At 47.1% G+C, this 19,748-nt stretch carries 17 protein-coding genes; all 17 read left to right on the forward strand.

From position 1 onward, the window contains the following. Positions 1–55: 55 nt before the first annotated feature. Positions 56–1,873, forward strand: coding sequence for an IucA/IucC family protein (locus tag ADU23_RS16100; RefSeq protein WP_053374658.1), 1,818 nt, complete (start codon positions 56–58; stop codon positions 1,871–1,873). 5 nt (positions 1,874–1,878) lie between these two features. Next, positions 1,879–3,744, forward strand: coding sequence for an IucA/IucC family protein (locus tag ADU23_RS16105; RefSeq protein ID WP_231637416.1), 1,866 nt, complete (start codon positions 1,879–1,881; stop codon positions 3,742–3,744). Positions 3,745–3,890: 146 nt separating this feature from the next. After that, entirely contained in the window at positions 3,891–4,886 is a 996-nt protein-coding gene (locus tag ADU23_RS16110; protein ID WP_053374659.1) for an ABC transporter substrate-binding protein, read from the forward strand. A gap of 91 nt (positions 4,887–4,977) precedes the next feature. Then, complete coding sequence (locus tag ADU23_RS16115; protein ID WP_053377666.1) at positions 4,978–5,955, forward strand: FecCD family ABC transporter permease; 978 nt, start codon at positions 4,978–4,980, stop codon at positions 5,953–5,955. A gap of 53 nt (positions 5,956–6,008) precedes the next feature. After that, entirely contained in the window at positions 6,009–6,953 is a 945-nt protein-coding gene (locus ADU23_RS16120; protein WP_053377667.1) for a FecCD family ABC transporter permease, read from the forward strand. Between the two features lie 48 nt (positions 6,954–7,001). Continuing rightward, a complete protein-coding gene (locus tag ADU23_RS16125) occupies positions 7,002–8,615 on the forward strand; it encodes a helix-turn-helix domain-containing protein (protein ID WP_053374660.1) in 1,614 nt (537 codons plus the stop codon). Positions 8,616–8,779: 164 nt separating this feature from the next. Then, positions 8,780–9,118 (forward strand): ArsR/SmtB family transcription factor, encoded by a 339-nt coding sequence (locus tag ADU23_RS16130; RefSeq protein WP_053374661.1) that lies wholly within the window; start codon positions 8,780–8,782, stop codon positions 9,116–9,118. Between the two features lie 227 nt (positions 9,119–9,345). Continuing rightward, positions 9,346–9,756 (forward strand): helix-turn-helix domain-containing protein, encoded by a 411-nt coding sequence (locus tag ADU23_RS16135; protein WP_053374662.1) that lies wholly within the window; start codon positions 9,346–9,348, stop codon positions 9,754–9,756. A gap of 102 nt (positions 9,757–9,858) precedes the next feature. Continuing rightward, positions 9,859–10,608, forward strand: a complete 750-nt coding sequence (locus ADU23_RS16140; protein ID WP_082198294.1) for a YveK family protein — start codon at positions 9,859–9,861, stop codon at positions 10,606–10,608. Then, on the forward strand, positions 10,598–11,263 hold the full coding sequence (locus tag ADU23_RS16145; RefSeq protein ID WP_053374663.1) for a CpsD/CapB family tyrosine-protein kinase: 666 nt from the start codon (positions 10,598–10,600) through the stop codon (positions 11,261–11,263). The genes ADU23_RS16140 and ADU23_RS16145 overlap by 11 nt, the downstream gene beginning before the upstream one ends. 359 nt (positions 11,264–11,622) lie before the next feature. Continuing rightward, positions 11,623–13,449, forward strand: a complete 1,827-nt coding sequence (locus ADU23_RS16150) for a polysaccharide biosynthesis protein (RefSeq protein WP_053377669.1) — start codon at positions 11,623–11,625, stop codon at positions 13,447–13,449. A 25-nt stretch (positions 13,450–13,474) separates the two neighbouring features. Next, positions 13,475–14,356 carry a UTP--glucose-1-phosphate uridylyltransferase GalU gene (galU, locus tag ADU23_RS16155; protein ID WP_053377670.1) on the forward strand — a complete coding sequence of 294 codons (882 nt, stop codon included), beginning with the start codon at positions 13,475–13,477 and terminating at the stop codon, positions 14,354–14,356. A gap of 23 nt (positions 14,357–14,379) precedes the next feature. Further along, positions 14,380–15,546, forward strand: a complete 1,167-nt coding sequence (locus tag ADU23_RS16160; RefSeq protein ID WP_053374664.1) for a glycosyltransferase family 4 protein — start codon at positions 14,380–14,382, stop codon at positions 15,544–15,546. After that, a complete protein-coding gene (locus tag ADU23_RS16165; protein ID WP_063846019.1) occupies positions 15,509–16,696 on the forward strand; it encodes a glycosyltransferase in 1,188 nt (395 codons plus the stop codon). The genes ADU23_RS16160 and ADU23_RS16165 overlap by 38 nt, the downstream gene beginning before the upstream one ends. Further along, a complete protein-coding gene (locus ADU23_RS16170) occupies positions 16,587–17,708 on the forward strand; it encodes a glycosyltransferase family 1 protein (protein ID WP_053374665.1) in 1,122 nt (373 codons plus the stop codon). The genes ADU23_RS16165 and ADU23_RS16170 overlap by 110 nt, the downstream gene beginning before the upstream one ends. A gap of 14 nt (positions 17,709–17,722) precedes the next feature. Next, the gene (locus tag ADU23_RS16175; protein WP_053374666.1) at positions 17,723–18,628 is read left to right on the forward strand and encodes a glycosyltransferase family 2 protein; all 906 of its coding nucleotides are present in this window, start codon (positions 17,723–17,725) and stop codon (positions 18,626–18,628) included. Positions 18,629–18,669: 41 nt separating this feature from the next. Continuing rightward, positions 18,670–19,743 carry an EpsG family protein gene (locus tag ADU23_RS16180; RefSeq protein WP_053374667.1) on the forward strand — a complete coding sequence of 358 codons (1,074 nt, stop codon included), beginning with the start codon at positions 18,670–18,672 and terminating at the stop codon, positions 19,741–19,743. Positions 19,744–19,748 lie beyond the last annotated feature (5 nt).

Below are 19,748 nucleotides of genomic sequence, written 5' to 3' on the forward strand. Positions count from 1 at the left end.
GAAGCATTGATTCGGCGGCATGCAGCGGTTTTGGCATTTACTTTGGAGGTGGAGCATGAGCGAACTAGCTTGGTCATTAGTACAGTCGGATGAGATCATTTTGGTCAGACGGCGCATTTTTCGGCAATTGATAGAGTCATTTTTGTACGAACGGATTTTAGTAGACACAGTCGTTAGCGGGGAAGCGGAAGCCGAGTATGTGCTGCACGGGGTAAGCGAGCGGGGGGAGTCTGTAAAATACCGGTTCAAGGCCTCGCGAAAATGGAGCTTTGGACGCATCCGCCTGTCAGAGGAGCCTGTTATAAGGGTTGCAGCAGGAGAATCGCGAGAGGCGGAATCACTTTCCCGATTTTTACTAGAGATGTCCACTTCCATTCCGGCAAAGGAGGATAAGCTTTCTTCCTTCATCGATGAAATTCAGCAGACGCTTTTGAAGGATACGATGTCTCTTCAGCTGAGCAAGAATCCGCAAAATTCAAAGCTGACGGACTACGACGAATGGGAAGGCGACCTGATGGACGGTCATCCGTACCATCCCTGCTACAAATCGCGAATTGGGTTTACGCTAAGCGATAATGCGGCTTATGGGCCTGAATTCAAAAAGGATGTCAGGCTTGTTTGGGCGGCGGTTCGCCGCAGCGCCGCAAAGCTCTCGGTATCGGAAGCACTGGATTATGAGGTTTATATGGCTTGCGAGCTGGAATCGGATTACGGCTTGTTCAACGAAATGATCAAAACACGCGGTCAAGACCCCGAGGACTATATCATGATTCCCGTTCATCCTTGGCAGTGGGACCATGTTATTGCAACAGAATTCGTTGAACAGATGCGTACCGGTGAATTGATCTTCCTCGGCAGGGGCAATGAGCTGTATCGTCCGCAGCAGTCGATACGGACTATGGCCAATAGGAGCGACCGGCGGAAGGCTTACGTTAAGCTGCCGCTCAACATAACGAACACCTCATCGGGCAGGATCTTAGCCCAGCATACGATTATGAATGCGGCGCGCATCTCGGACTGGCTCGGTAAAGTGGTAGCGGGCGATGATTATTTACGGGATGCGCAGAGAGTGATCGTGCTCAAAGAAGTGGTTGGCGCGTCCTATCACCATCAGAAGCTTCCGAATATTTTGGAGCAAAAGGTTTACGGCTCGCTTGGCGCCATATGGCGGGAAAGCCTGCATCCTTATTTGGAGCCGGGTGAAGAAGCGATTCCCTTTAACGCTCTCGTTCATACGGATCTTCATGGGCGCCCCTTTATTGACTCTTGGGTTCAGGAGCATGGCCTTGAAAAGTGGCTGGAGACGCTGATCCAAGTATCAGTCTTGCCTTTAGTCCATCTACTGTATGCGCACGGCGCGGCTTTGGAGTCGCATGGGCAAAATATGATTGTCATGATGAAGCAGGGGATTGCCCGGCGTATTGCGCTGAAAGACTTTCATGACGGCATACGTTATTCACCGAGTGTGCCTCATCCGCTAGGGTATCCGGCGATTGAATATCCGCCTGCGAATCACCAGCGCTTGAACAGAAACTCGTTTATCGAGAAGGATCGGCCGGAGGAGCTGACTGATTTCTTGCTTGACGCTCTGTTTCTCATCAATCTCTCTGAGATTGCGTTTTTCTTGGAGAAGCATTACGGCTTTGCGGAACGCCGTTTTTGGGCAGTGACGGCGGAAGCCGTTATCGCGTATCAAAAAGATTTTCCTGAGCTGCAGAGCCGGTTTGATTGTTTTGATGTTTTTACACCCGAAATCGAGGTAGAGCAATTAGCCAGACGCCGAATTGATGATGGAACGATCGATTGTGTTCACCGTGTAAGCAATCCGCTTCATGCTTACTGGTTAGAGCGCTATTCATACAGCGAGGAGTGAGAGAGGTGCGGATCGTCAGCGAGCAAGATACGTCCAGCGACAAGCGGGCAACACATAAGAGGTTTACTTTCTATAAGGCAGCGATGCTGTCGCCTTACTACGTAACCGTTAGAAGGCGAATTTTTCGCCAGTTGGTAGAGTCGATGCTGTTTGAGGACATTGTTGCCCACACCGTGATGGATGGAGTGGCTGGTACAACATGGACCATTGCAGGAATGAGCTTATCGGGGCAGCCGGTTGTATACGCCTTCGATGGTACGCGGCGTCATACATTCGGCCGCATTAGGCTGAATAAAGGACCTGTCATAAGGCAGGCAGAAGAATCGGCTTCGGAGGCAGAATCCATCGGGCTCTTCTTGCTGGAGATTGCGGGCGCAATCGGCGCCGATGAGCAGAAGGTATTGCATTTTATACAAGAGCTGGAGCAGACCTTGATTAACGATACGATGGCTCAGTACAAGCGCCATCAAGAAAAGCTAAACTTGCATGAGCTGCCTTATGATGATTGGGAAAGCGGCATAATGGACGGACATCCCTACCATCCGAGCTATAAGTCGCGCATCGGCTTTGACATGTCGGATCAGCAGACTTTTGGACCTGAATTCGCCGAGCCTATTGCTCCGCTATGGGTAGCTATCCGCCGTGAGCGCGCTCAAATAAGCCATTCCTTCGGCACTCCGAATCCTGGTTCAACAAAGTGGCTTCAAGATCAATTGGGCGAGCAGGCGTTGGATAAGTTTACCGCTCGAATCCGGCAGGCTGGCGTTGACCCCGATCAATATATTTTGCTGCCTGTCCATCCATGGCAATGGAGAGTTATTTTAACTTCGGTGCTTGCATCCGACATTCACAATCATCATATTTTGCCGCTTGGCAGTGCGGTGGAGTTATATACCGCCCAGCAGTCTATTCGTACGCTGGCTAATCGCACCGCGCCGAGCAAAGCATATCTCAAGCTGCCGCTCAGCATTTTGAATACGTCGACGGGAAGAGTCCTTGCCCCTCATACGGTAGCGAATGCGCCTATTATTACGGACTGGCTAAAGCGGATAACGAGTCATGACCCCTATTTGCGCGACGAATTACGTGTCATTTTGTTAGGCGAGGTCGCTGGCATCTCCTATGACAACAGCCATATTCCCTCACCTTTGCAGCCTAAATCCTATGGGGCGCTCGCTTGTATTTGGCGGGAGAGCATACATACGCAGCTGGAAAACGAAGAATCGGCGATTCCGTTTAACGCTTTGTGCGCCTTGGATACGGATGAGAGGCCGTTTATCGCCCCTTGGATTGAACGTTATGGAATCGAGCGCTGGCTTGATGAGCTGCTGAAGGCAAGCATCAGCCCGATCATTCATTTTTTATATGCGCACGGGCTCGCTTTGGAATCACATGCCCAGAACATGGCGCTTGTCCACCGGGAAGGGCTGCCGGTCCGCGTAGCGCTAAAAGATTTCCATGATGGCATCCGGTTTACGAGGGACGGGCTGAGCGATGCTGCGGATTGCCCGGATCTGGTTCAAACTCCTGAATATCATCAGCGGATTAATCGCAATTCGTTTATCGAGACACCGGATTTTTCCGCTGTACGCGACTTTGTGCATGATGCATTCTTTTTTATTAATCTCGGAGAGCTGGCTATTTTCCTGCAGGAGCAGTTCGGATTGGATGAAATCACGTTTTGGAACAAGGCTCGTCTTCTGATTGAACAATATCAGATGCGATTCCCTGAGCATAACGAGCGGTACAGCCAATTTTATTTATTTGAGCCTTTGATCGGGGTAGAACAATTGACTGCACGCCGATTGTTTCCGGATACAGAGCTCCGCATCCACCAGGTGGCCAATCCCTTATCACGGCATAGCAGCTAGAAAAATGGGTATTTATGGGTAGATAGCTACTGAATGAAAAAATAGTACATGAAATGAAAAAGTTTATGCATGGACAGCGTTATAGCATGTAGGCTATTTTATTAATAATGGTTATCATTCTTAATTAGACACAGGGGGATAAAGGAATGTTGTTAAGCAATCGAATTCGAAATTTTAAATTAGGGGTATCGCTTTCCCTTATCGCGCTGATGATTTTGGTGTTGGCTGCATGCGGCAATGCCGAATCGGGCACAGAAAAAAATGCAGTAAACAACGCTGCAAATGCGGGAGAGGAAACCTCCGAAGCATCAACTGAGCCAGCAACGGAGCGGACGGTCAAAGATGCATACGGAGACGTGAAAGTTCCAGCTAATCCGGTGAAAATCGTCGTGCTTGATATCGGCGCGCTTGATAATTTGCTGGAGCTAGGGATTACGCCTGTCGGAGCGCCATCCATTCTAGCTGCCGGAGATCCTTATCCGGCTTACTTGAAGGGGACAGACGGAATTACGAACATCGGCTCGGTCAATGAGCCTAATCTGGAAGCGATCGATGCATTACAGCCTGATCTGATTATCGGCAACAAGGATACGCATGATGCGATACACGATCAGCTGGCAAAAATTGCGCCTACCGTATTCGTAGAAACGTTAGGCGTAACGTGGAAAGCCAACCTGCAGCTGCATGCTGAGGCAGTGAACAAGCTGGAAGAAGGCAAAAAGCTGCAGGAAGCCTACGATGCTAAAATAACGGAGTTAAAATCAAAATTAGCTGATAAAGGCAAGACGGTATCGCTATTCCGTCCACGCGCCGACAAAATTCAAATTTATTTGAAGGATACGTTCGCTGGAACCATCATGAGTGACGCTGGCATTGCTCGTCCCGAATCACAGAACATCGAAGGTTTCTCCAAGGACGTGACTGAAGAGCAAATGAGCAATCTGGATGGAGATGTGATCCTTTGGTTCAACAGAGAGCCGGATGCGTTTGCCAAGGTTGAAAAAAGCGCGCTATGGGCTTCCTTGAACGGGGTCAAAAACAATAGCGTCCATGCGGTAGATTGGGAATATTGGATGAGCGGTCTTGGCATTCAAGCAGTGAATAAGGTCGTCGATGATCTGCAAACATTTCTTGTAAAATAATTAAAGATTGGGCCGTCCGAGTGGCGACCCAATCTTTCTTCGTTTATTTGACAATCATGTGCTGGAGGTATGGGAAGTGAAGCCCAGATTGATGGGAGTGGCTGTTCTTATTATTCTTGTTGGTGCTGCCTTAGTTGGAAGTATTATGTTTGGAATTGTACAAATTCCGTTACGCGCCGTGTCCAATGCTTTCTGGTCTTACGATGCTTCCCAAGAAGCGCAGCTGATCATCCGATCCGTTAGGCTGCCAAGGGCACTGATCGCCGCGGCGGTAGGCGGATCGCTCGCGGTTGCCGGCTGCTTGATGCAGGCGCTTAGCCGAAACGCGCTGGCAGGCCCCGAACTATTCGGAGTGAACTACGGAGCTGCTTTAGCAGTAGTTATCGCTTCTATTGTATTAAATTCCACCTCGCTTGCCGTTTTCTCTTGGTCGGCGTTACTCGGCGCTGCGGTTGCAGGCGCATCGGTATTTTTGCTTGGTTCGCTTGGCAGAGATTCATTGACTTCGGTCAAGCTAGTCCTTGCCGGCGCTACGATTAACCTTTTGCTCACGTCCCTAACGCAAGGGATACTTATATTAAATGAACAATCTTTGGATACGATGCGGTTTTGGCTAGCTGGTTCGCTTACAGGACGGGATCTGCAATTGTTTATGCAGGTGCTTCCTTATATGCTGGTTGGTTTGGTTTGTGCGTTTGGCCTAAGCAATCATATGAATGTGATCGGTCTTGGAGAGGAAATGGCGCAAGGACTTGGTCAACGCGTGTTTTTTATTAAAGCAATCTGTATCGTCGCTATTGTGCTGCTTGCAGGAAGCGCGGTTGCCATCGCTGGTCCTATCGGATTCATCGGTCTAGCTATTCCGCATATTGCACGTTCCCTTGTAGGACTGAATTACCGTTGGATTATCCCTTATTCCGCATTGCTCGGCGCTCTGCTTTTGCTGCTTGCGGATATTGGCGCGCGGTTTGTACTGCCTGAACAAGAAATTCCTGTAGGTGTCGTCACTGCTTTCTTCGGAGCGCCATTTTTAATTTATTTGGCTCAGAGAAAGGATGGGACGACATAACTTCTTCTATTATAAAGGGACGCTGGCTGTGGATCGTTATTTCGTTGTTTGTCATGAATGTAGTTGTGCTTCTTTTGAACATTACTATCGGTGAAAGAAATGTGACTGTTATGGACGCCATCCAGACAGCTATAGGCATGGGGAATGATGAATTTGCATTTACGATTCGCGAGGTGCGGCTGCCAAGGGTGCTAACCGGATTTCTGGCAGGCTGCGGCTTAGCCTTGTCAGGGACGATCCTGCAGGTCGTTACCCGTAATCCGCTGGCATCGCCTGGTGTCATTGGACTGAATGCAGGCGCCGCTGCCACTGTGGTAGCCGTGCTGGTGCTTGTCCCTTCCTTTCCAATGAGCCGTCTTCCTTGGGTTGCCTTTGGGGGTGCGCTTCTGGTCGCGTTAGCCATCTACAGGCTCTCTTGGAAAAAAGGAAGCTCAACCGAGCGCATGCTGTTGGTTGGCGTTGGCATATCTGCAATGGCAGGCGCGCTTATTACGTACTTGCTGACAGTGGGCAAAATTTTCCGCGTATCCCAAGCCTTTGTATGGATGGCCGGCAGCTTATATGGCCGGACGTGGGAGCATTTTTGGCCGCTGCTTCCATGGATCGTTATTTTATTTGTGCTGCTTATGTTATATACACGTTCATTGGATTTACTGCTGCTCAGTGACAGCTCGGCAATTGGCATGGGGATACGGCTCGAACGAGTCCGATTTTTACTCATCTTATTTAGTGTAGGCTTGGCAGGCTCAGCCGTCTCGATGGCCGGAACGATTGCTTTTGTCGGGCTGATGGCTCCGCATATGGCTTCACATCTGGTAGGCACGCGGAGTATGAAAAGGCTGCCGGTTGCCGCACTACTCGGAGGGCTCATCGTGATGCTGGCAGATTTGCTGGGGAGAGTGCTCTTTTCGCCATTTGAGATCCCTGTGGGGTTAATTACTGCATTGATAGGCGCGCCATATATGATTACTTTGCTGATTCGCCGTAGAGCATTATAATAAATGGAAAAGGTTAAGGCTCTACGAAAGGCAGGTTATTTTTGCTAAATGATGCCTCATTCCACGCATACCCATTCACTCTACCTATTCTCATCGGTGCGCAAGAGAAGTTTCGCGGGCAAGCCGGGCATTCGCGCCTATCGGATTCCTGTCTATCTATTATGCTTTATTACAGAAGGGGAAGGCGTTGTTCTCATAGATGGCGCACTGTGCAGAATTCGTCCATTCGAGCTGTTTTTGCTGGTGCCAGGCATGGTTGTGGAGATATCGGAGCAAAGCGGCGGTTTTGCATACTACGGTGTGTTTTTTCAGCCGTTAACGCTAGTAAAAGGTAAAGGAAACATGATTTTGTCCAGCTCAATATCATTGTCGGGTTTTCTTCTTCCCGGTAAAATACCTGTTCCTCAACCTCAGCAGATTCTGCAGCGAATTCTTCAAATGTACGAAAGCAGCAGGGAAGAGGGGAATAAGGACCGGTTATCGCTCCGGCTGCAGCTGGAACAATTTATCCAAGCGATAATCAAGAGTGCGCCGGAGCCAGCTGAGCAAAGCGATGAGCGCATTAACCGAAGCATTGCTTATATGGAGCAGCATTATACGGACAAAATAAATATCGGAAAGCTTGCAGAAACTGCGGGGATGCCGGCAGTCGCATATTCCCGTCTGTTTCTTAAAGTTACCGGTTGCCCTCCTGTGGAATATTTGGGCACGATTCGAATGAACAAAGCGAAGCAGCTTCTGAGCAAAAATCATAACCGTGTCAAGGAGGTTGCTGCCGCTGTCGGATTTCGCAGCGAGTTTTATTTCAGCCGAATGTTCCAGCGTATGGTGGGCGTGTCTCCTACTATCTATATGAAGCGGGAGACGCTAAGAGTAGCAGTAGCCTCTTCACTGGATTTCCAGCAATATTTGCAAGCTTTAGGGATTGAGCCAGTATGCGTGCTTGATCTCTTCCATTATCCCGGATTAGGGGAGAAGGAGTATGCGGAACGGTTCCGCAGCCAACGGGAACAGTTGAAGCGCTCTGCCCCCGACCTTATTATCGCCGACCATTATCAAATGGATTTCCGTGAGACCTTAAAAGAAATCGCATTTCCGGTTATTCTCGACTTATCGGTATGGGACTGGAAACGCAATTTTTTGAAAATTGCAGAGCTTCTTGGCCGCGAGAGTGAAGCGGCTCAAACGTTAACCCGTTTGGAGATGCGGACTGCGGAGGTCAAGCAGGCGCTGCAGCAAGCTTTGGGAGATCGCCGGGTGACGGTTATGCAGGTCAATCATCGGATGATTGGCATTCAAGGCACGGCAGGCCATCCGTTAAATGAATTGCTTTATAGTGATCTGGCATTGAAGCCAGGCGCTCCGGGAATCGGCGATATTTGGAGACAGGAAATGCTGCCAGAGTCTATGCCTATTTTAGAAACCGAGCATTTGTTTATACATAAGCATCATGTGCTCGCAGGCAGCGAGAGGATGTACCAGCGAATGATACAGACAAGCACATGGAATCGTATACCGGCCGTACCGAATGATAATGCCAAACTCATACAAAATTGGTTCGTAATGAGCTGGACGCCTATTGGGCGGCAAACCATTATGGATGAGCTGATGGAGCTCTGTATCGATCAAGACAGCCGTCAAAAAAGGTTGAACATGGCTTAGCCTAGTTCAGCCTTTTTTTTCGCATGTTCATCTAATTGTCAAATGCATTCCTTGACAGGAATATTCCGGCTAGTGTATGTTCGAAGCAGGAAATGAACAAAATACGTATAGAGTCATGTAAGGTCATCGTTACTATAATCGCTTTTTTGGAGTAGGTTTTGAGTATGAATGAAACGTTATTTAGCGCGCTTGCCGAACCAAACCGTCTGCATATTGTCGAGCTCTTGCGCAGCGGCCCGCTGACCGTGGGAGAAGTAGCTGAACAACTTGGCTTTAATCAGCCGCAAACGTCCAAGCATCTTAAGGTCCTTTATGAATCCGGACTTGTTGAAGTACAGCCTAGCGCAAACAGGCGCATATACAAGCTGCGGCATCAGCCGCTCATTGAGCTGGATGATTGGTTGGATTCTTTCCGCCGGCTATGGGAAGAGAGATACGATCGTCTTGAAGATTATTTGCTCGAGCTGCAGGAGAAGGATAAGGAACAGGGCAACAAGGAATAAGAAAGCCGCATTCCCGCATTTTGCCTATAAAAAGGTTCGAGAAAAACACCGGTAATCGGTGTTTTTTCTTTTTTCAAAGCGCATTTTTTTGACAAAGAAAGCGGAATTGTATTGACCTGTTCTTTTTAAAGAACTACAATAGCTATATTGTCTGTTATAACGTCTTTTATTTTGGTTGCAGGTTGTTAGCTTATCGTTAGGATCTAAACTGGCCGAAGGAGAATCTTATGATTGGGGAACGGATTAAAAGTCTACGGGAAAAAAAGGGCTATTCGATAACGAAGCTTGCCGACCTAGCAGGCGTATCCAAGTCCTATTTGAGCTACATCGAACGCAATATGCAGAACAACCCATCTCTTCAGGTAATGGCAAAAATTGCAGCTCCTTTGGATTCTAACATTGAGTATTTGCTTGGAGAAGAGCATTTACCAAAAATTCATGACGATGAAGTATTGGACGAGGAATGGCGATCCATTATTAAAAACGCTGTTGATGAGGGAATGAGCAAAGGCGATTTTCAAGCTTTAAAGGACCTGATCCGCTCGAACATGTGGAAGGAAAACAGGACGGAGGACAGCGTCTATTTGAGCGAGAAAAAGAAAACATCAAATATCATTATTCTTCATATCGATAACTGAAGCTGAGTGAAAAAAAAGAAAAACGTGTATTGACATGTTCTATATAAAGAACTAATATTGTGTTATCGTTCTTTATAACAAACATATTAAGCAGGTGTGCGAATGGATGGGAAAAGGTTAGAGGATCTATCTGCGTCACGCAACGAGATAGACAGAGTAAAGGTCAAAGAAATTAATCTCAAAGCTTTATACTCCACGGTTAGAAAGCGGCTATGGATCGTTGTGCTCATTACGATGGCCGTTACAGTGCTAGCAGGCGTTTACAACTCTAGACCCGAAACGCCCATGTATGCCTCATCCGCAAGAATGATTATTGCTGCGTCCTCAGAAATGATGGGCACGGTGAAGGTGCTGTTTCGCGAGCCTATCGTCCTTAACAAGGTCATAGAGGAGCTGGAGCTTAATCGTTCTGTCTCGCAGCTAAGAAGCCAAATCAGAGTCGATAGCGTAGAAGGTTCGCTTGTTACGGTCGTATCGGTTGTGGACAGTGATCCGAAGCTTGCTGCTGAGATTGCCAACGTCGGCGTTGAAGCTTTCCGGCAAGTAGCGGCAGCTACGCTCGGTGTAACGAACATTCAGCTATTAACGAAAGCGGAAGAAAATCCTTTCTCGATTAACGTGAAGAGCAACACGATGGTGTTCGTTGGATTTATGGCAGGTCTTATTTTAAGTATAGGCTTAATCTTCTTGCTCGATTCGCTTGATGATTCTATGAAGTCGGAACGAGAGATTGAAGAGCTGCTCGGCTTAACGATGCTGGGTCAAGTAACCAAAATGAAACGAAAAGATTATGCCAGAAAATCAAAGAAACAAAAAAGCATTGTTGCGCGGGGTGAGACGATTGGTTCGTGAACGGCAAAAAGCGTCAAAGTCTTATGTAAATAGAAGCTTGCTTGCTTACATTAATCCTCACGGCTCTATTTCAGAGCAGTACCGAACCATTCGGAACAATATTCAGTATGCTTCAAACGGCAGCAAGGTTCATTCGCTGCTTGTCACCTCCCCCTCTGAGGGTGAAGGCAAATCGACAACGACTGTCAATCTGGCGGTATGCATGGCGCAGCGAGGCGATCGCGTTCTCATCATCGACGCAAACTTCAGAAACCCGATTATTAACAAGATCTTTAGTGTGCAAACCTCGCCAGGGCTGTCGAACATCTTAGGCCAACAGCTCGAAATTCGCGAGGCTATCTACAATACGGAAGTCGAAGGCTTGGATATTTTGCCGAGCGGGCAGCGCCTTTATAATTCGACAGAGCTGCTGGATTCACAGCTTATGGTCGATGTGATGCAGTATGCATCCGAGCATTACGACATGGTGCTGCTGGATTGCCCGCCCGTACTCGGCGTACCGGATACGAATGCGCTTGTTAGCAAATGCGACGGCGTGCTCCTGCTACTGCAAACCGGCAAAACGCAGCAAGAGCATGCCATTGAAGCAAAACGTGCCTTGCTGTTCGCCAAAGCGAATATTCTCGGCGTCATACTTAACAAAAAGAGCGTTTGATGATCTCAATCGGATAGCGCTTTTTTTACGGGGCGACTGTTCTTTATAAAGCACAAAAGATGCTTTTAATAAGGGCAGTCACGTTCGGTAATGTCTCCTCACCGTTATCAATGGAGGCACTCGGCCATGCTGTGGGTTACGAAAAACCTTAGACGCGAGTCGTCAAGAGTGTGGTGTGAGGCGGGGTTGAATGCCCTGGATTTTGCATTAGAGTTTTTAACTAAATGGTTTTGTTCAAAGCCTTTTAGTTAAACACTCTAAAGGGGTGTTACATCAAAACTCCTCGATTATTGGCGAAAGCTTAACGCTTCATTAGCATCCACTTTATTTGATGTATGACAGGAAAGGGTGAAATGGCTTTGACGTACCGGCAAAGATTGTCTTTATTGATTTTAATCGACTCAATTATCGTTCTTACCGCCATCTTTTTTAGCCGTTTTTTACTTAGCGCTTCGCTTGATGTGGTAACGGCGCCGATCGTGATCAGCTCGATCACGCTCTTATTGAGTCATCATTTTTTCTCCTTCTATTACAAGCTGTATAAGAAGGCATGGGAGTATGCAAGCGTCGGGGAGCTGCTGATCATATCAAAATCAGTCTCTTTCTCCATTCTTGCAGCAGCGGTCATTCAGCAGGTCGTGCTGGGCGATGTGTTTATGCGCTTGCTCGCAGTGACTTGGATGATTCATATGCTGCTGATCGGAGGCTCAAGGCTTTGCTGGCGAATCTTCCGAGGCAGCTACAATAAGCATGCCGGTCTGCGCAAGCGCACATTAATCGTTGGAGCCGGTTCAGCGGGTACGATGCTTGCTCGGCAGCTGCTTAGCAACAGCGATACGGAGTTAATTCCGATGGCTTTCATAGACGACGATGTCAACAAGCATAATCTCGACATTATGGGATTGCCGGTGCTCGGCGGGGTTGCAAGCATCGCCAAGGTTGCGCTTGAGCATGACATCAACAATATCGTGATCGCGATTCCATCGCTCAGCAAGAAACAGCTGAATACGATTTTTAGCGAATGCGCGAAAACGAAAGCAAAGACGCAAATTATACCGATGCTGGAGGATTTGGCTACAGGGAGAATCTCTGTCAGCCAATTTCGTGATGTGCAGGTAGAGGATTTGTTAGGCCGCGAGCCTGTAGAGCTGGATATCGAGAGCATTTCGGGTTATGTCACCCAAAAGGTCGTGATGGTAACGGGAGCGGGCGGTTCGATTGGCTCGGAGGTATGCCGGCAGGTTTCCCGTTTTTTACCGGAGAAGCTTATTTTGCTCGGACATGGGGAGAACAGCATCTACTCCATAGAGATGGAGCTTAAGGAGCTTTACGGTCATACCCAAATCGAATTTATTACCGAAATCGCCGACCTGCAGGATGCGAACAAAATGATGGCAGTCATGCAAGCTCATCGGCCACAGGTCGTCTATCACGCGGCAGCGCATAAGCATGTGCCGTTGATGGAGCGAAATCCGGAGGAAGCGTTCAAAAACAACGTAATGGGAACCTTAAATGCGGCGAAAGCGGCAAGCCAGGCGCGCGTTGATACCTTTGTCATGATCTCTACCGATAAAGCGGTCAACCCGACCAGCGTGATGGGCTCGACGAAACGAATTGCGGAGATGGTCATTCAGCATATGGACCGGTTCAGCACGACGAAGTTTGTGGCGGTTCGCTTCGGCAATGTCCTTGGCAGCAGGGGAAGCGTTATACCGCTGTTTAAGAAACAAATCGAGAAGGGCGGCCCTGTCACCGTAACGCATCCCGACATGGTTCGTTATTTTATGACGATACCGGAGGCTTCGCGTTTGGTTATTCAGGCGGGCGCACTCGCTAGAGGCGGCGAAATATTCGTTCTAGACATGGGTGATCCGGTCAAAATAACCGATCTTGCCCAAAACGTCATTCGTATGTCAGGCTACACGGTCGAGGAGATTGGCATCCAGTACACGGGCATCAGACCGGGCGAGAAGCTCTTTGAGGAAATGCTCAAGGACAATGAAATGAATGAAAAGCAGGTTTACCCGAAAATTTACATAGGGAAATCATTCGAGATTTATTTTGAACAGATCGAAGAAATAATCGCCCTCCATGACAGTATGAGCAAAGCGGAATTGCGGATCAGGTTGCTTGATCTTGCGAACAACATCGTGGAGCTTCCCGAATTTGCATCCGTTACAGGTTAAAAAGACGAAGGAGTTGCTAAACGTTATGAAAGTTAGAAAAGCCATTATTCCAGCAGCGGGACTCGGAACCAGATTTCTGCCCGCAACAAAAGCGATGCCGAAGGAAATGCTGCCGATTGTCGATAAGCCGACAATTCAATATATTGTCGAGGAAGCGATCGAGTCGGGTATTGAAGATATTATTATCGTGACAGGCAAAGGCAAACGGGCGATTGAGGATCATTTTGACAATTCGCTGGAGCTTGAACAAATTTTAGAGGCTAAGCATAAGTACGAATTGTTAAGCGAGGTTCGCAAATCGGCTGATATGGTGGATATTCACTATATTCGCCAAAAGGAGCCGAAAGGCTTAGGGCATGCCATCTGGTGCGCCCGCAAGTTCATTGGAGACGAACCGTTCGCTGTACTGCTGGGCGATGATATTATCTCCGCAGAGAAGCCTTGCATCAAGCAGATGATTGAAAAATATGAGCAGTATCACACCTCGATAATCGGCGTTCAGCGCGTAGCGGACGAGGCAGTTTCCCGTTACGGCATCGTTGACGGCACGCTGATGGAGGATTCCTTCCACCGGGTCAGGCATTTGGTAGAGAAGCCTGCAAGAGAAGCGGCGCCGTCCAATATGGCGATTATGGGACGCTACATTTTAAACCCTGCGATATTTGACATTTTGGGCAATCAAACGCCTGGCGCGGGAGGCGAAATCCAGCTTACCGATGCGATTGCCGCTTTGAATTTATCCGAAGCCGTTTATGCTTACGAGTTCGAGGGCAAGCGTTATGACGTGGGCGAGAAGATGGGCTTCATCCAGACGACGATCGAATTTGCGCTTCAGCGCGAGGATCTGCGATATGAGCTATTAAACTATTTGTCTCAAATGGTTGAAAGAGAAGCCGCTAGAAAATAATTCTAGTATAGGATGGTAAACTTATGCCTAATAAAATATTATTTTGCGCAACGGTTGATTATCATTTCAAGGCCTTTCATCTGCCTATTATGGAATGGTTCAAGCAGCAAGGCTGGGAGGTTCATGTCGCCGCAAAGGGCGAGCTGGACCTCCCTTTCGTTGATCGGAAGTTTAATTTGTCCATTGAGCGGTCGCCTTTGCGTTTGAACAATATAAAGGCTCATCAAGAGCTGAAGGCCATCGTCGAGCAGCAGAATTATAATATCATTCACTGCCACACGCCGATGGGCGGCGTGCTTGCGAGGCTTGCGGCGGCGTCGGTTAGAAAAAACGGCACGAAGGTCATTTATACGGCGCATGGCTTCCATTTTTGCAAAGGGGCGTCGCTCCTTAACTGGATGCTGTATTATCCGATTGAAAAAAGGCTGTCGCGCTTAACCGACTGCCTAATCACGATAAATGACGAGGATTATGCGCTTGCCGTCACCAAAAAATTTAGAGCGAAGCAAATTGCGCAGGTACATGGCGTTGGGGTAAACACGATGCAATATAAGCCGATGCAAAAAATCGATAAATGGCGGCTTAGGCAGGAGCTGGATTATCGGACCGATGATTTCCTGCTCTTCTATGCCGCTGAGTTTAATCGCAACAAAAACCATCAGCTGCTGATCCATGCGCTTGCTTCGATCAAAGAGCAGGTGCCGCATGCAAGGCTGCTCCTTGCGGGAACGGGGCCGCTGCTCGATGCGTGCAAAGAGCTGGCGTATCAGCTTGGAATCAGCTCCATGGTTCATTTTCTAGGCTATCGCAGCGATATTGACCGCCTGCTGCCGATGTGCGACGTCGCGGTTGCCTCCAGCCTGCGCGAAGGGCTGCCCGTCAATATTATGGAGGCGATGGCTTGCGGGCTGCCGATTGTGGCTGCCGCGAATAGAGGCCATACGGAGCTTGTTCGCGATGGCGTAAACGGGTATGTGGTCGATCAGAATGACGTGGCTGTATTTGCAAAAAGGTTGAAGCAGCTAAGCGAGTCGATTGAGCTAAGACAGCTAATGGGCATGCAAAGCATGCATATCGTTCAGAAGTATAGCTTGATACAAGTTAAGAAAGAGCTAAATGACATTTATAAACCGTTTATGGTGGGGGAACAAAATGAATCCCAAAGTCAGTATCGTCGTGCCTATATATAACATGGAAGATTATTTGGAGCGATGCCTTCAAAGCTTGTTTGGCCAAAGCCTAACCGATATCGAAATTATTGCCGTCAACGACGGTTCAGGTGATTCCAGCATGGAGATTTTACAGAAATATGCCCGTCACGATTCGCGATTGACGATTATCGATAAAGCGAATGGAGGCGTGTCTGCAGCCAGAAACGATGGCGTTTTGGCGGCAAGAGGACAATACATTGGATTTGTTGATCCTGATGATTGGGTCGAGGAAAGCATGTACGAGCAATTGTACCTTGCAGCATTTGAGGAAAACAGTGATATAGCGATGTGTACCTACGTTCGTGAGTTTGGGACGCACGCGAAGGAAAAACGTTTTGATATGGCAGACAAACAAACATATCGATCTGACGAGGTTCAAGAGAAATTGCTTAGGCGGCTAGTTGGCCCTTTAAAAGAGGAACTGGCTAGTCCGGAAAATTTGGATGCTTGGGGAACGGTCTGGTCCAAGCTGTATCGCGCTGAGTTGCTGAAAAATCACATGCTGAAATTTATGGATCTTGACATCATCGGAAGCAATGAGGATACATTGTTTAATATTCATGCTTTCTATTATGCTAAATCGTTTGTTTTTCTAAATCGGCCTTTATACCATTATTGGCGAGCGAACACGGAATCGATCACATCAACCTATAATGCTGCGCTTCCCTATAAATTTGATAGGCTCTATGCCGCTATTCAAACGTTTATAGCAGAAAAGCAGTTGAATGATGAGTACAAAACGGCGTTCTATAATCGCATTTGTATGAATGTCGTAGGACTGGGACTTAATATTATGAGCGAGGGTAAGCCTGCTTCCTTCGGGAAGAAGCTCAAAGCACTGCATACGATGCTGCACGGCAGCAGGTACAATCAGTCTTTTAAACAGTTTGATATAAGCTATTGCCCTTTCATATGGAAGGCTTTTTTTGTATGCGCAAAAATAAAATTTTCGCTCGCTGTTTACTTTATGCTGACTTCCATCAATTGGATGCGAATAAGAAATACGGGGAGGACTACTGTTGAGACCGGTTCGAATCTTGCAAGTGGTAACGATTATGAATCGCGGCGGATTGGAAACAATGCTGATGAATTATTATCGCCAAATGGATCGAAGCAAAATTCAGTTTGATTTCATCGTTCATCGCGCAGAGAATGGTCATTATGATCAAGAAATTGCAGCGCTAGGCGGGAAAATATATCGTATGCCGCAAATCAAGCCAGGCAATTATTCATCATACTTTCGGCTGCTAGACTTGTTTTTTAAGGAGCATCCTAATTACCAGGTCGTGCATGCCCATATTAATGAAAACAGCAGTTTTATACTAAAGGCTGCGAAGAAAGCAGGCGTTCCATGCCGGATCACGCATAGTCATTTGAGCGATCTGGGCCTCGACATCAAGCTGCCCTTCCGCATGTACGCAAGGCTGGCGATGAAGGATAATCCCAGCAGCTATTTTGCCTGCTCTAAAAATGCAGGAAAATGGCTGTTTGGAAAACGGATCGCAGATTCCGGAAAAGTGGTTGTGCTTAATAACGCTGTTGACGTTAAACAATTTTCTTTCAACGCTGTCGCTCGCGAAGCGATAAGAGCCGAGATCGCTGCTGGGGATCGCTTGGTTATCGGACACATTGGCCGATTCAACGAACAAAAAAATCATGATTTTTTGATCGATATATTTAAATCCGTTCATGACAAGGAGCCTAATTCCATGCTTGTCCTGGCAGGCGAGGGGCATCTGCGGACAATGATCGAGAAGAAGATAGAAAGACTAGGGTTATCGGAGCATGTCAAGCTGCTCGGGGTCCGAAATGATATATCGGAGCTGCTGCAGGGAATCGACATCTTTTTGTTTCCTTCCTTATTTGAAGGGTTGCCGGTTGTGCTGATTGAAGCTCAAGCTGCAGGTCTTCGATGCGTGATATCCGATACGATTACAACGGAGAGTGACGTCACAGGCAGGCTGCAGTTTATTAGCTTAAAGCAATCTCCCGAGTATTGGGCTGAGCAAATATCCAATACATCCCGCGAGCATGCCGATACAGCTGATTCTTTAAGAAAAAATGGATACGATACGTCTACTATGGCGAAATGGCTGTCTGACTATTATATGGAGCAGATGTCGGGAGCAGCTTTAGTGTAAGGGGGGGAATACAATTGAAGCCGATGTTGACTGTGTTTACGCCTACTTATAACCGGGCATATACGCTTCATCTTTGCTATGAGAGCTTGAAACGCCAAAGTTGTAAAAACTTTGTATGGCTCATAATTGACGATGGCTCAACGGATCAAACAAGGGAACTGGTAGCTGGGTGGATAGAGGAGAATCAAGTGGAGATCCGCTATCATTTTCAAGAGAATCAGGGGATGCATGGCGCTCATAATGCAGCTTATGAACGCATTGATACAGAACTTAATGTATGTATAGATTCGGATGATTATATGGCAGATGATGCGGTCGAGAAAATAACGAATTTTTGGGGGAAGGCAGGAAATGATCGTTTTGCGGGCATTGTTGGACTAGACGTGTCTCAAAACCTCGAGGTTATAGGCACCGTGCTGCCAGAGCGGCTGGAGTCTTCTACACTAACTGATCTCTACGCTCTGCATCAGGTAAAGGGTGACAAAAAACTCGTTTATCGTTCGGAATTAACGAGAAAATACCCGCCATACCCGATATTTTCCGGCGAGAAATATTGTCCGTTATCTTACAAATACATTCTAATCGATCAGGATTATCCTCTGCTAATTTTGAATGAAGTGTTATGTGTCGTTGAATATCGGCAGGATGGATCGAGCTTGAACATGATAAACCAATATAAAAAGAATCCCCGCGGCTTCTCCTTCTTTCGAAAAGTGGCGATGGCTTACGCGCCGTCTTGGAAAGGCAGAATACGTGAAGCTATTCATTATGTGTCCAGCAGCTTGATTATCCGCAACAAACGTTTTTTAAGGGAGTCTCCGCGCAAATGGGTAACGCTGCTCGCGATTCCGTTTGGCGTAATGCTTTACTTTTATATTCAGAACACAAATAAAGCGACAGTAGTAAAGCAAAATCATTAAGGCTGCAGTTCATTATGATCTTATAGGAAGGGACGAATAAAATGTCGATACTGTGGATGACGCTGGTTTTCGTATTCTCAGTCTCATTAGCGGCCAGATACTTTTCAGTACCAGCAGGGCTCGCCCCTTCACTGATCAAACCGAACAGGCTTCTAGCCCTTATCGTTGCTCTGGCGCTTGCTCTTGTATCTGGTCTTCGAGCAAATATAGGTGATACTTTTCTATATATGCATAGTTATTCTATAGGGAATTTCACCTGGGCGTCTATCAAAGACAGCAATGATATCGGCTTTAATATTTTGCAAATGCTATTGAAGCAGCTATCGGATGATCCGCAGATTCTCATATTGACGACAGGAATAGTGACCAACCTGCTTATCGTTATGGTGTTGTATAAATATACGAGATTGTTTGAGCTTAGCGTATATTTATATATTACTACGGGAACGTTTACGATCTCGATGAACGGGATGAGACAGTTTTTGGCTGCCGCCATCGTCTTGACTGCTACAAAGTTTCTGCTAGAAGGCAAGTGGAAGCCATACATACTCATCGTTATACTCGCTTCTTTCATTCATCAAAGTTCATTCATTATGATCCCCATTTACTTTATTGTGCGAAGAAAAGCGTGGACAAGAACAACCGCTATTCTCCTTGGGCTTGCTGTTCTAATTGTCGTTGGCTTCAATGAATTTTCCGAGCTTTTATTCACAGCGATAAAAGACACTCAATACGGCTCCTATGAATCTTTTGACGAAGGCGGAGCTAATGTTTTAAGAGCAATTGTCTGGATTATACCGATTGTTATCGCCTATTTTGGCAGAGAAAAGCTTAGAAGCATTTTTCCAAAGTCTGATATTATCGTTAATATTTCGCTAGTTGGCGTCGTGTTAATGATTATCTCGACTCAAAATTGGATTTTCGCAAGAATGGCTATTTACTTCAATTTATACCAGCTCATATTAATTGCTTGGTTAATTAAAGTATTCCGTGAGAAGGATCAGAAGCTTGTCTATATCGTTATCTTAGTAGCGTTTTTCTTATTTTACTTCTATGAAAGCGTCATTGCGCTGGGACTGGATTACAGAAGTGACTACATAAAATGGCCGTTTTAGGAGGA

This window comes from Paenibacillus sp. FJAT-27812 (assembly GCF_001273905.1).
GTDB lineage: Bacteria > Bacillota > Bacilli > Paenibacillales > Paenibacillaceae > Pristimantibacillus.